At 68.4% G+C, this 12,970-nt stretch carries 11 protein-coding genes; 6 read left to right on the top strand and 5 right to left on the bottom strand.

Annotated features, from left to right (window positions below; all coding sequences use genetic code 11):
* From ACIN94_RS30420 to mgrA, 3 genes are all read left to right on the top strand, one after another.
* On the top strand, positions 1–201 hold a 201-nt coding region (locus ACIN94_RS30420; protein ID WP_400713589.1), incomplete at its 5' end, for a hypothetical protein.
* Positions 202–331: 130 nt separating this feature from the next.
* Positions 332–2,407, top strand: a complete 2,076-nt coding sequence (locus ACIN94_RS30415; protein ID WP_400713586.1) for a S9 family peptidase — start codon at positions 332–334, stop codon at positions 2,405–2,407.
* The gene (gene mgrA, locus ACIN94_RS30410; RefSeq protein ID WP_400713583.1) at positions 2,407–3,435 is read left to right on the top strand and encodes an L-glyceraldehyde 3-phosphate reductase; all 1,029 of its coding nucleotides are present in this window, start codon (positions 2,407–2,409) and stop codon (positions 3,433–3,435) included. Before ACIN94_RS30415 ends, mgrA begins: the two co-directional genes overlap by 1 nt.
* A gap of 47 nt (positions 3,436–3,482) precedes the next feature.
* Here the strand turns inward: mgrA and ACIN94_RS30405 are convergent, their stop codons facing one another.
* On the bottom strand, positions 3,483–5,834 hold the full coding sequence (locus tag ACIN94_RS30405) for a YbhN family protein (RefSeq protein ID WP_400713580.1): 2,352 nt from the start codon (positions 5,832–5,834) through the stop codon (positions 3,483–3,485).
* 626 nt (positions 5,835–6,460) lie between these two features.
* Between ACIN94_RS30405 and ACIN94_RS30400 the strand changes: the two genes are divergently transcribed.
* Both ACIN94_RS30400 and ACIN94_RS30395 read left to right on the top strand, forming a co-directional pair.
* A complete protein-coding gene (locus ACIN94_RS30400) occupies positions 6,461–8,014 on the top strand; it encodes a M28 family metallopeptidase (protein WP_400713577.1) in 1,554 nt (517 codons plus the stop codon).
* 75 nt (positions 8,015–8,089) lie between these two features.
* Positions 8,090–10,102, top strand: coding sequence for a molybdopterin-dependent oxidoreductase (locus tag ACIN94_RS30395; protein WP_400713574.1), 2,013 nt, complete (start codon positions 8,090–8,092; stop codon positions 10,100–10,102).
* Here ACIN94_RS30395 and ACIN94_RS30390 read toward each other — a convergent pair.
* Together ACIN94_RS30390 and ACIN94_RS30385 are read right to left on the bottom strand one after the other, a co-directional pair.
* Positions 10,083–10,898: a hypothetical protein gene (locus ACIN94_RS30390; protein WP_400713571.1), complete on the bottom strand. Its 816-nt coding sequence runs from the start codon at positions 10,896–10,898 to the stop codon at positions 10,083–10,085. The genes ACIN94_RS30395 and ACIN94_RS30390 overlap by 20 nt on opposite strands.
* Positions 10,899–11,011: 113 nt before the next feature.
* Positions 11,012–11,461, bottom strand: a complete 450-nt coding sequence (locus ACIN94_RS30385) for a GNAT family N-acetyltransferase (protein ID WP_400713568.1) — start codon at positions 11,459–11,461, stop codon at positions 11,012–11,014.
* A 91-nt stretch (positions 11,462–11,552) separates the two neighbouring features.
* Here ACIN94_RS30385 and ACIN94_RS30380 point away from each other — a divergent pair, with 91 nt between their 5' ends.
* Positions 11,553–12,020: a hypothetical protein gene (locus ACIN94_RS30380; RefSeq protein WP_400713565.1), complete on the top strand. Its 468-nt coding sequence runs from the start codon at positions 11,553–11,555 to the stop codon at positions 12,018–12,020.
* Positions 12,021–12,059: 39 nt separating this feature from the next.
* Here ACIN94_RS30380 and ACIN94_RS30375 read toward each other — a convergent pair whose 3' ends face one another.
* Positions 12,060–12,527 (bottom strand): SRPBCC family protein, encoded by a 468-nt coding sequence (locus tag ACIN94_RS30375; RefSeq protein WP_400713562.1) that lies wholly within the window; start codon positions 12,525–12,527, stop codon positions 12,060–12,062.
* Between the two features lie 39 nt (positions 12,528–12,566).
* Entirely contained in the window at positions 12,567–12,938 is a 372-nt protein-coding gene (locus tag ACIN94_RS30370; protein ID WP_400713559.1) for a VOC family protein, read from the bottom strand.
* Positions 12,939–12,970 lie beyond the last annotated feature (32 nt).

Below are 12,970 nucleotides of genomic sequence, written 5' to 3'. Positions count from 1 at the left end.
CTTTTCCGTGTCAAACCAGTCCGTTTCGAACTACTTGACTCGATCAAGCTTTCCCTACCGGAATTCCGGCCGCCCCGTTTCCGGGGCAACCCCTCTAACTTACCAGCCTCTGAGCGGCTCTTTGAACCGATCTTTGGAACCGTTGGTTTCAAGGGATTGTCGGCAGACACGGAGCAGGCCACACCGAAGTCACCGGAGTGAGTGGAGTGGATTGCGCCGGACCTTGCCGACGTCAGAACATTAGCAGTCCCCGAAGAGCGCTCGGGACGGAACGGCGAAGACCGTCGGCAGAACCCTGGTGGGACACGAGGGGAAACATAGACTCGACCGGGTGAGCAGCCAGACGCCGCCTACGGCGAAGAAGGTTCCCAGCGAGCGCGTGCACCACGGGGACACCGTGGTCGATGACTACGCGTGGCTGACGGTCAAGGACGATCCCGAGACGATCGCCTATCTGGAGGCGGAGAACGCCTATATGCAGCAGGCGACCGCCCATCTCAAGCCTCTGCAGGAAACGATCTTCCAGGAGATCAAGGGCCGGACTCTGGAGACGGACCTCTCGGTCCCCACCCGTAAGAACGGCTGGTGGTACTACTCCCGGACCGAGGAGGGCAAGCAGTACGGCATCCAGTGCCGGGTCGCGGCCGACGGAGAGACACCTCCGGAGCTGAAGGCGGGTGAGTCACTCCCCGGCGAGCAGATCCTGCTCGACGGGAACGAGCTGGCCGGGGAGAGCGACTTCTTCTCCATCGGCACCAGCTCGGTCAGCCCCGACGGCACCCGGCTGGCCTATTCCGTCAACTTCACCGGCGACGAGCGCTTCACTCTGAAGGTGAAGGACCTCGCCACCGGGGAGACGCTCCCCGACGAGATCCCCGGCATCTTCTACGGCGGAGCCTGGTCCGCCGACGGCTCGACGTTCTTCTACACGACCGTCGACGACGCCTGGCGTCCCAGCCAGGTCCACCGACACACGGTCGGCACGGCGGCCGTGGACGACGTCCTCGTCCATGAGGAGCGTGACGAGCGGTTCTGGGTCGGCATCGGGCTCAGCCGCAGCGAGCGCTACCTCGTACTCTCGGCCGGAAGCAAGATCACCAGTGAGGTCCGCATCCTTGAGGCGGACGACCCGGCGGGTGAGTTCCGCGTCGTCCGCCCACGCGAGACCGGCGTCGAGTACGGCGTCGACCACGCCGGCGACCACTTCCTCATCCTGCACAACCGGAACGCGGAGAACTTCGAACTGGCCACCGCGCCGCTCGACGCCCCCGGCGACTGGACTCCGCTGATCGAACACCGCGCGGACACCCGGCTGCTGGACGTGGACGCCTTCGCCGGCCACACCGTCGTGCACTTCCGCCGCGACGGTCTCACCGGCATCCGCATCCTCCCGGAGAACCGCGGGGACGCCGAAGGGGCGGAGCCGTATGAGATCTCCTTCCCGGAGCCGATCTACGACGTCGCGCCCTCGGGTAACCCGGAGTTCACCGCCGAACGGCTCCGTCTCGGCTACGCCAGCATGGTCACCCCGCCCTCGGTCTACGACTACGACCTGCGGACGCGCGAGCTGATCCTGCTGAAGCAGAAGGTCGTGCTCGGCGGCTACGACCCGGCCGGCTACGAGCAGTTCCGCGAGTGGGCCACCGCCTCCGACGGCACGCGTATCCCCATCTCGATCGTGCTCAAGAAGGGCACCGGACGGCCCGCGCCCACCGTGCTGTACGGCTACGGCAGCTACGAGATCTCGATCGACCCGTCGTTCTCGGTGGCCAGGCTCAGCCTGCTGGACAGGGGCTTCGTCTTCGCCGTCGCGCACGTCAGGGGAGGCGGTGAGATGGGTCGCCACTGGTACGAGGACGGCAAGTTCCAGAAGAAGAAGAACACCTTCACCGACTTCGTCGCCGCCGCCGAGCACCTCAAGTCGGCAGGCTGGTCGAGCACCGTCATCGCCCGCGGCGGTTCCGCCGGTGGGCTGCTGATGGGCGCGGTCGCCAACCTCTCGCCGGAGACCTTCACGGGGGTGGTCGCCGAGGTGCCGTTCGTGGACGCGTTGAACACGATCCTCGACCCGTCGCTGCCGCTGACCGTCATCGAGTGGGACGAGTGGGGCGATCCGCTGCACAACGCGGACGTGTACGCGTACATGAAGTCCTACTCCCCCTACGAGAACGTCGATCGCCGGACCTACCCGCCGATCCTCGCCATCACCAGCCTCAACGACACGCGCGTCTTCTACCATGAGCCCGCCAAGTGGATCGCGAAACTCCGCGACACCGCGGACGGCGGGCCGTTCCTTCTCAAGACGGAGATGGGCGCCGGGCACGGCGGCCGCAGCGGCCGGTACGACTCCTGGCGCGAGGAAGCCCTCACCCTCTCCTGGATTCTCGACACAGCCAAGGTGATCTGATGACATACATCGCAGCGGACGACCGGTACGACGGGCGTCAGCCGTACAACAGGGTCGGCAGGAGCGGGCTCCGGCTTCCGGCGGTCTCGCTGGGGCTCTGGCACAACTTCGGCGACGACAAGCCCTTCGACACCCAGCGGGCCATCCTCAGGAGAGCCTTCGACCTGGGGGTGACCCACTTCGACCTGGCGAACAACTACGGCCCGCCGTACGGCTCGGCGGAGACCAACTTCGGCCGGCACCTCAGGGACGACTTCGCGCGATACCGCGACGAGCTGGTGATCTCCACCAAGGCCGGATACGACATGTGGCCCGGGCCGTACGGTGAGTGGGGATCGCGGAAGTATCTGCTGTCCAGCCTGGACCAGTCGCTGAAGCGGATGGGACTGGACTACGTCGACATCTTCTACAGCCACCGGTTCGACCCGGACACGCCGCTGGAGGAGACGATGGGCGCGCTGGACCACGCGGTCCGGTCGGGCAGGGCACTCTACGCGGGCATCTCGTCCTACTCCCCGGAGCACACCACCGAGGCGGCCCGGATTCTGCGTGAGATGGGCACGCCGCTGCTGATCCACCAGCCTTCCTACTCGATGATGAACCGGTGGATCGAGGGCGGCCTCCTCGACGTCCTGGAGGAGGAGGGCGCGGGCTGCATCGCGTTCTCGCCGCTGGCGCAGGGCATGCTGACCGACCGCTACCTCAACGGCATCCCCGAGGGATCACGGGCCTCGCTGGGGCACTTCCTCACCCCGGAGATGCTCACCGAGGAGAGCATGCGGCACGTCCGCAGGCTCAACGAGATCGCGGAGGGGCGCGGTCAGTCCCTGGCACAGATGGCGCTGGCGTGGGCGCTGCGCGACAGGCGGGTCACCTCGGTGCTGATCGGTGCGAGCAGTGTCCGGCAGTTGGAGGACAGCCTCGGGGCGGTGCGGAACCTGTCCTTCACCGACGAGGAGCTGGAGACGATCGACAAGGACGCGGTCGAGGCGGGCATCAACATCTGGTCCCGTTCCAGCGACGCCTGACCTCCGCCACAGGTCCCGTCCGCAGCGCCCCGGTCACGGCGCCTCGTTCACAGGGCCTCGTTCCGCTGCAGGTAGGTGAACGAGGCCCAGCCGGGGAGGACCGGCAGCCAGAAGGTGAGCAGCCGGAACAGCAGCACGGCCGAGGTGGCGACCTCGCCGGGAAGGCCGGAGAGGGTCAGGCCGACCGTGAGGGAGGCCTCGACGGCGCCGAGGCCACCGGGGGTGGGGGCGGCGGAGCCGATGGCGTTGCCGGCGAGGAAGACGACGGCGACGGTGGCGAAGCTGAGAGAGCCGCCGAAGGCGCGGACGCTGGCGTCGAGGGCGGCCACGAAGAAAATGGTCAGCAGCAGGGTGCCGGTGAAGCCTTCGAAGATCTTGCGAGGCGACTGGAGCACGTCCAGCAGACGCGGGATCACACCGGAGAACAGCGACCGGATGCGCGCGGTGACCGTTCGGCGCAGGCGGGGGACGCTCAAGACGATCAGCGCCAGCACGGCCACGGCCAGCAGGACGAACACCAGCGTGCGCGACGGCGTGAACGACGTGGCCGCGCTGGAGCCGGTGATGTAGGCGAACAGCAGGAGCAGCGTGATGTGGAAGCCCAGGCCGATCAGCTGGGAGGCGCCCACGCTGGCTACCGCCTGTCCCGGGGGGATGCCGCGTTTTTGCAGGTAGCGGGTGTTGATGGCGACGCCGCTCACCGCGGCCGGGGCGACCAGCTTCACGAACGAGCCGGCGAACTGGACGAGCACGGTACGGCCCAGCGGGAGCTTCTCCGGCACGAAGCCCCTGAGCACCAGCGCCGCGGCGACGTAGCTCATCATCGCGGCGACCAGCGCCACGCCGGTCCAGCTCCACTTGGCCGAGCTGATCATGTTCAGGTTGATCTGGGTGACGTAGTAGACCAGGAAGTACGCGGCGAAGGCGCTGGCGATGATGGTGATGAGGGTCCGTGGACGAAAGCGCTCCAGGCGGACCTCGTCGACCTCGACCTTGGGCGTGAGCTCGACGATCCGCTCGCGGATCTCGGTCAGCAGTTCCTTGTCCTTGCTGAGCGCGGCCCTGGTCTCGCGGGTGAGCGCGATCCGCTGGAGCAGGGGGAGTGCGCCGGCCAGCACGTTCGGCCCGGCGACGCCCGCAGCGGCGCGGACCGCGCGCTCGGCGCCGACGCGCAGGCTGAGGTAGGTGAGCAGCTGGGCGATGTCGAGGCGGAGCAGGAGGTCGCCGGCGGCGATCTCGCCGCTTCGGGCGTCCATGAGGATGACGCGGCCCCCGCTGTCGACGTGGATGCTGTCACCGGTCAGCCGCCGGTGCGCGAGCCGTTGGACCTGCAGGAGCAGGACCTGCTCCCAGATCTGGGCGAGCAGGTCGTCGTCGATCTCGCTGTCGGGGATGTCGTCGAGCGCGCGGGTGGTGGTGTGCTCGTAGGCGAGCAGCGCGGCCTCGGTGCCGATCTCACTGGTTCCGACGAGCCGGGGAGTGCTGGCCCCGGCGGCCTGCGCGGCGTACGCCATCAGGGCTTCGCGCTCCAGCTCGGCGCGGAGGGAGCGGATGGCCCGGCGGCGGGTCTCGGTGTTGAGCCGGATCCGCCGCCAGAGGCGGTAGAGCAGCCCGGCGACCTGGCGGTCGCGGTCGAGGACGGTGACGTCGAGGCGGCTGCCGTCCTCGAGGCCGATGGCGTATCGCCGGCTGCTCTGGTAGTCGTCGTCGAGCCTGCGTGCCCGGACCGGGGCGAAGCCCAGCTTGGCGACCGCCGCGACGACCGCGCTGCCCGGCGGCCGGGTGTTGGGGCTGCCCACGCCGTACAGGGTGGCGTAGCCGACGGCCAGGCCGACCAGGATGGAGACGACAATGCCGAGGATGGTGGCGGCCGTGGCGGCGAAGAGGGCGATCGCGTTGAGCGCGACCGCGCTCCACAGGGCCGTCCGCCAGGTGGGCCTGCGGGATATCCGCACGGCTGTGACGTAGGCGATGATCGAGGTGAGCAGGGTGTTGAGGGGCTCGACCCCTCTGCGGCCCCCTGTCAGCAGGAGGCGCAGATCCTCGGGGCCGGTGTTGAGGATCCACTCTCCCAGTGCGAAGGACAGCACCATTCCGGCGATGGCCGCGAACAGGCCTTCGGCTACCCGGAGGCCGTCACGGTGGAGCACACGCTCGATCGCGTAGGCGGCGGGGACGCCCAGCATGGCCGCCCCGCTCAGCACTCCGACCAGGCCGCTGAGCAGGAACGGCACCCGGTTCGTGCCGTCGATGACGTCGCCTTCGAGACCGTTGAGCGTCTTCTTCGCGACGAGCGCGAGCAGCACAACGGCCACCAGCCCGAGCAGGATGGCCAGGAAACGCAGAAGATCGGAGGGTCGCCGGATCCGCTGCGGGAGCAGCGGTTCGACGACGAGCACGACGGAATCATCGCCTGTCGACGCTCTTGCGCCGTCAGAGGCCGCCACTTTGCCGTTTTCTCTGATTTTCGTCACCGCTAGCGATTCTGCATGCTCCGCATTACAGGTGCGTCACCGATCTTCTCGTCCCGTGTCCACAATCGGAGGCATGCGTATCTCGCCGCCCTCCGACAGTCTCGAGGGTATGGCTCCCATCCTGATGCCCGAGATCCGGAAAAGGTGGTACCGGGTGACCCGGCACGGCGCCGTGACCTCATCCGGCCACGGTCACCGCCGCTGACCACTCTCTTCCAGGGGCGGCGCCAGACACTCCGTCAAGGCTACGAGGTTTTCCGGAGATGGCGTGAAAGCCTTGGGGCCCGGCGGGAGCACTCCTGAACTGTCCAGGACGAGCACGCCGCCGACCTGCGCCCCCCGCGCCTCGCCAGGCGCGCGACGGCACACGTTTACGTCAGGAAACCACGACCGTCAAGTAGGGCCAGGGAACACCCCGAACGCTGATTCGACTCCGCTCGATAACGAATGTGGAGCCGGTCTTTAAAGATCGCGATTACTCCTACTACCTTCCGTCTTATCGCGATCACGGGGATTTCCTCTCCACTCGTGCCAGTGCTAAAGGAGTTTGCATGCGCACACGCGCTTACAAGGGTCTGGTGGCGGCGATCACCGCTGCTTCGGCCATGACGCTGCCGGTGATCTCCGCCACCCCGGCCAGCGCCGACCCGGACCCCAGGGTGTTCACCCACTCCATCCAGGCGAAATTCGTCAAGCGACACCTGGAGAAGTTCCAGCAGATCGCCAACGCCAACGGCGGCACCCGCGCCTCGGGCACCCCGGGGCACGAGGCCTCGGTCACCTACGTGGCCGACAAGCTGCGTGGCGCGGGATACAAGGTCACCCTGCAGGAGTTCGTGTTCCCGTTCTTCCGCGAGCTGACCCCCTCGGTGCTCAAGCGGGTCTCGCCCGGGGGCAAGACCTACGTGCGCAACACGGACTTCAAAATCATGACCTACTCCGGTTCGGGGAACGTCACAGCCCCCGTGCAGGCGGTGAACCTGGTCCTGCCACCGAGCCCGACCCCCAGCGCCGCCTCCGGCTGCGCGCCGAGCGACTTCGCCGGGTTCACCGCCGGCAACATCGCCCTGCTCCAGCGCGGCACCTGTAACTTCCAGGTCAAGGCCGAGCTCGCCCAGGCGGCCGGCGCCTCCGGTGTGATCATCTTCAACGAGGGACAGCCCGGCACGGGCGCCGACGACCGCCAGGCCCTGGTGAGCGGCACGCTCAACGTGCCCACCACGAACATCCCCGTCGTCGGCACCACCTTCGCCGTCGGCAACGAGCTGGCCGCCGCCGGAACGACGGTGACGCTCACCGCCAGCACCGAGGGCGACCCCAACCGCAGGACGCGCAACGTCCTGGCCGAGAGCCGCTGGGGCGACCCGAACAAGGTCGTCATGCTCGGTTCCCACCTGGACAGCGTCACGGAGGGGCCGGGTATCAACGACAACGGCTCCGGCAGCGCGGCCATCCTGGAGACGGCGCTGAAGGCGGGCGTCCTGCCCGTCAAGAACAAGCTCCGCTTCGCCTTCTGGGGCGCGGAGGAGCTTGGCCTGCTCGGCTCCGAGCACTACGTGACCAACCTCTCCGCGCAGGAGCGGGCGAGGATCAAGCTGTACCTGAACTTCGACATGATCGCTTCACCGAACTACATCCTCGGGATCTACGACGGTGACGACTCCGACAAGGTCGGCGCTCCGGCAGGCCCTCCTGGCTCGGACAAGATCGAGAAGCTCTTCGAGTCGTACTACGAGTCGGTCGGCCAGCCGTACGTCGGCACCGACTTCACCGGCCGTTCGGACTACGGACCCTTCATCGAGGTCGGCATCCCCGCGGGCGGCCTGTTCACCGGCGCCGAGGGTATCAAGAGCGCCGCGGAGGCCGCCAAGTTCGGCGGTCAGGCCGGGGCTCCCTACGACAGCTGCTACCACCAGGCGTGCGACACCATCGCCAACGTCAACGACAAGGCGCTGGCGATCAACACCGGCGCGATCGCGACGGCGGCGTTCGTCTACGCCTACAGCAACGACCTGCCCGGCGGCGGCGCCCCCGGCTCCAATCACCCCGGGACCGGTGGTGGCGGTCTCGACCACGACCACGACCACAACGGTGTCCCCATGTAGGACCCACGGCATCACGGGAGGGTACGGCTACGTCGGCCGTACCCTCTTTCCGTATGTGCCTCTAAAGTCGGAGACATGTCTCTGGGTGAACTGCAGGTTCTGGGTGCTTGTCCGCTGGACTGCCCGGACACGTGTTCGTGGGTGGTGACCGTCCGGGACGGCAAGGCCGTCAGGATGCGCGGCAACCCCGACCACCCCTATACCCGCGGCGCGCTCTGCGTGAAGGTCAACCGCTACCTTGAGCATGCCCAGGCGTCCGACCGCATCCTCTACCCGATGCGCAGGGTCGGCCCCAAGGGGTCCGGCCGGTTCGAACGGATCACCTGGGACGAGGCCCTGGAGGAGATCTCCGTACGGCTGCGCGGGATCGTCGAGGAGCACGGCGGCGGAGCGATCTGGCCGTATATCGGCACCGGCACGCTGGGCTACATCCAGGGGTCCGAGGGCATGGCGGGGCGGCGGTTCTGGAACGTGCTCGGAGCCTCCAGGCACTTCCTGAACATCTGCTCGACGGCGGGCAACGTCGGGCTGTCGCGGACCAACGGCACGGCCGGCGGGATGGACCCGGAGACGTTCGCTCTGTCGAAGCTGATCCTGCTCTGGGGCACCAACACGCTGACCAGCGGGCACCACCTGTGGAAGTTCATCCAGGACGCCCGTGCGGCCGGGGCGCACGTGGTGGCGATCGACCCGATCCGCACCCGGACCGCCGACCAGGCCGACGAGCATCTGCCGATCCGGCCGGGCACCGACGCGGCCCTGGCCCTCGGGCTGATGAACGTGGTCCTCTCCGAGGGCATGGAGGACCGCGACTACCTGGAGAACCACACGAGCGGCTGGGAGGGTCTACGCGCGGAGATCCTCCGGTATCCCCCGGAGCGCGTGGCGGAGATCACCGGGCTGCCCGAGTCCGCCATCCGGGCCCTGGGCGTACGGCTGGCGCACACCCGGCCGACCGGCATCCGGGCGACGATGGGCATCCAGCGGCACGCGGGCGGCGGCACCGCGATGCGCACGATCGCCGCCATCCCCGGGGTCACCGGCGACTGGCGCCATCCCGGCGGTGGGGTCGCCTACTCCACCAGCGCCTACATCCACCTGAACGTCGACACCCGCGAGGACCTGCTCGCCGAGCCGGTCCGGCAGCTCACCATGACCCGGCTGGCCGAGGGGCTGGACGGGTCGGTGAAGTGCCTGTGGGTGTACGCGGCCAACCCGATGGGCTCCACCTCCGACCAGAACCGCATCCGCGAGAAGCTCCTGCGCGAGGATCTGTTCACGATCGTGATGGAGCAGTTCCCGACCGACACCGTCGACTACGCCGACATCGTGCTGCCCGCGACGATGCAGATCGAGCACACCGACCTGCACGCGGGCTACGGGCACATGTATCTGATGTGGAACGAGCCGGCCGTCGAGCCGCCGGGCGAGTGCCTGTCCACCATGGAGACGTTCCGGCGCCTGGCACGGCACATGGGCCTGACCGAGCCGTCGCTGTACGACTCCGACCTTGAGCTGGCCGAGCAGCTGCTCGCCTCGGGACACCCCTCGCTGGAGGGCATCACGGTGGACCGGCTGCGCAAGGAGGGATGGGTCCGGCTCAACGTGCCGCAGCCGTTCGTGCCCTTCGCCGACGGTTTCCCGACGCCCTCGGGGAAGCTGGAGTTCGGCTCCGGACCCGCCTATGTCCCCTCGTACACGGCCTCGGCCGAGCGCGGACCGTACCCTCTGGCGCTGATCACCCCGGCCGCTCACACGTTCCTCAACACCATCTTCGGCAACAACCCCGAGCTGCTGCGGCGCTCGAAGGGGCCCCGGATCCTGGTCAACCCCGCGGACGCCGCCCAGCGGGGGCTGAGCGACGGGCAACGTACCCGGGTGTTCAACGCCAACGGCGAGTTCGAGGCCGTGGTGGAGATCAGCGACAGGGTGCAGCCGGGCGTGGTGGCCTCCACCAAGGGGCACTGGCGCAAGCTGAGTTCCGGTGGGGCGACGGTGAACGCCGTGGTGGACGAGCGCGACGCCGACATGGGCAGAGGCGCCGTCTACCACGACAACCTGGTCGAGCTCAGCCCTTGTGCTTCTTGATGAAGGCCGTGACGAGGGTGAACGTCCTCTCCGCCTGGTCGCTCCTGAAGAGCTGACTGGCGTGGTCCCTGCTGGTCAGGAAGACCAGCTGACGGTCGGCCGACTTCACGGCCTCGTTGTAGATGGCCTGCACGAGGTCGGTCGGGGCGATGCCGTCCTGGTCCCCGGCCACCTGGAGGAAGGGCGCCGTGAGATCGGCGGCTTCGTGGGGCTGCATCCCCCCGGAGATGCTGATGACTCCGGCCACCGGGAACTTCAGCATGCCGGCCGCCAGCACGGAGAGCCGGCCGCCCATCGAGCCGCCGACCAGGAACATCTTCGTGACGCCCGCCTCACGCAGCCGATCGGCCATCGCGACGGTGTCCTTTTCGGGGGTCGCCGTGTTGTTCCGGTCGAACAGCAGGACCCGGTATCCCTCGCCGACCAGCCGGTCGGCCAGCGGGAGCCAGTCGCACACCCTGCCATGACGCTCGTAGGAGACGACCACTCCTACGGAGCCCTTTCCCATGATCACGCCCTGGGTGGTCATGCCCTCGCGCGTGTACTTGAAGATCTTCCCGTTCTTCTTGGTGATGCAGCCGTCGATGTTCACCCCGGTGGGGCTGGGGGTGGGCGTCGCGACCGGAGTGGGGTCGGCGCTCGGAGTAGGCGTCGCGACCGGGGTGGGATCGGCGCTCGAAGTGGATGTCGGAACGGCCGGAGGGGCCGCGGAGTCTCCGGCCGTGCTGCCGGCGGTGCCCCCGCAGGCTGTCAGCAGCAGAGCCAGAACCCCTAGACCAAGCGCGCGTTTTCCCATTACTCTCCCTCAACTCTGTCCGGGTTGACATAGTTGAGGATGCCGCGCCAGAGATCAAATTCGGAGGGGATCCCGGCGTCGGCGGGCTCTTCGGCGGCCGGCGGACTGATCGTTCAACCTAGCGTGAGCTTGTAACCCTCGTGGGACGCGACGAAGCCGAGGGAGCCGTAGAACCTGTGGGCGTCCGTGCGTGCCTTGTCGGTGGTGAGCTGGACCAGCGCGCAGCCGCGGGCCCGGCCGCGTTCGACCGCCCACTCCATCATCTGGCGGCCCAGTCCCCGGCCGCGCAGGGAGACGACGATCCGGACCGCCTCGATCTGCATCCGGAGCGCTCCGCGGCGGGAGATGCCCGGAATGTAGGTGAGCTGCATGGTGCCCACGAGCTCACCGTCCAGCTCCGCGACGATCAGCTCGTTGTTGGGGTCGGCGTCGATGGCCTCGAAGGCGGCGCGGTGCTCGTCGCCGAAGTCGCCGGTGCGGGTGGCGGAGATCGTGTCGTCGGCGATCATGCCCACGATCAGCGGGACATCCTCGGCTCGGGCGACACGGAAGTTCACTGACATGGCGGCCAACCTACCGAGGGACGGGGCTCAGGGGCGGGTCAGGGTTGCTCCCGGATGTGGACAGGGGGTCCGGGGAGGCAGCCTTGGTGTCATGAACGACGAACTGACTCGACGTGACGAGATGTCCCTCGCCGGAGCGGCCCTGCGGGGGGCCCCGTGGAATGCCGCCGCGGTGACCGGCGGCACGGTCGCGGCCGCCAGTTTCGGCCTGGGCGTGATCCTGCCGGGGAAGGCCGACCTGACCTGGGCCCTGTCTCTCGGCATCGGCCTGTTCGCGCTGATCGCGGCGGTCGGCTCGATCAGCAGGCCCGACCGGGGGGACCGGGTGACCCGGAAGGCCCGCCTCTGGGCGCTCCGCCGCCCCTGGCGGTTCTCCCTCTACCCGGCGCTCGGCGCCGCCGCGCTCATGTATCCCGTCCAGCTCATCATCGACGGCGAGGGGGTGTTCGGCGCGGCGCTGGACGCGCTGCAGGGCGGTGTCGCGGTGTATCTGATCACCGCCGTCCTGGCCCTGACCCTCAGGGGAAGGGGCCAGTCGTCCCTGCCTTCCGGCCGCTGACCGGGCCCAAGGCGAGTGACGGGGGCCGGGCATGCTCTCTTATGCCCGTTCCACCACTTTCTTGATGCCCTCCAGGGTCCGCCGCATGTTGGCCTCGTTGTGGGCGGCCCGGTCCGGGACACCGGTGACCAGCCTGCCGACGATCCGCATGAGGGGACCCCGGGTGTCCCAGGTGCTCTGTTCCACGTGGCAGCCCGTCTCGGTGGGCGTGATGCCGAAGCGCCACAGGGCCACGTCCAGCAGGCCGGCGGCGCGGACGTGGTAGGCGAAGACCCGGCCGGGGTCGGCGGCGGTCACCGTACAGAGGGTGGACCAGCGCCGCCGCCCGCGGCTGTTGTGCCCCCGGAACCGGGCACCGGGCCGTGCCTCCCGGATCTGTCCGACCCATTCGGCGCTCCGGCACTCGACGTTCCAGGCGCTCATGGTGGTGATGTCGGTGACCAGTGCGTAGACCACCGCGGGCGACGCCGAGACGTGGATGCTCACAGACGCGCTCGGGGGGCTCATGACGGCAGCATCCCCGACAGAACATCACTCCGGCAAGAGCTAGCGGGTCCTCTCGTACTCGGCGCGGCAGACGCAGAACTCGTTGCCCTCCGGGTCCAGCATGGTCACCCAGCCGGTGCCGTCGGGGTTGCGCAGGTCGTCGTGGACCGTGGCGCCGAGCCCCAGCAGCCGCTCGACCTCCTGGTCGCGGGTGGTGCCGTCCGCGCCGGTGACGTCCAGGTGGAGTCGGTTCTTGACGGATTTGTCCTCGGGGACCCTGATGAACAGGATGTTCAGCTTGCCCTGGAGCAGGACCTCGTCGTCGGCCTTGTCGGTCTCCGGGTGAAGCTCCCAACCGGTGGCCTCTCGCCAGAAGGTCGCCAGCTCGTACGGCTGGGCGCAGTCAATGGTCACGAAGTGAACGTCGATCATGCCTCTACCCAACCGCGACACCGCCTAAGGCG

The sequence above is a fragment of the Streptosporangium sp. NPDC087985 genome (genome assembly GCF_044741965.1).
Classification (GTDB): domain Bacteria; phylum Actinomycetota; class Actinomycetes; order Streptosporangiales; family Streptosporangiaceae; genus Streptosporangium.
The sequence above is the reverse complement of the archived record's forward strand: the minus strand, read 5'-3'. Positions and strand labels throughout refer to the sequence as shown.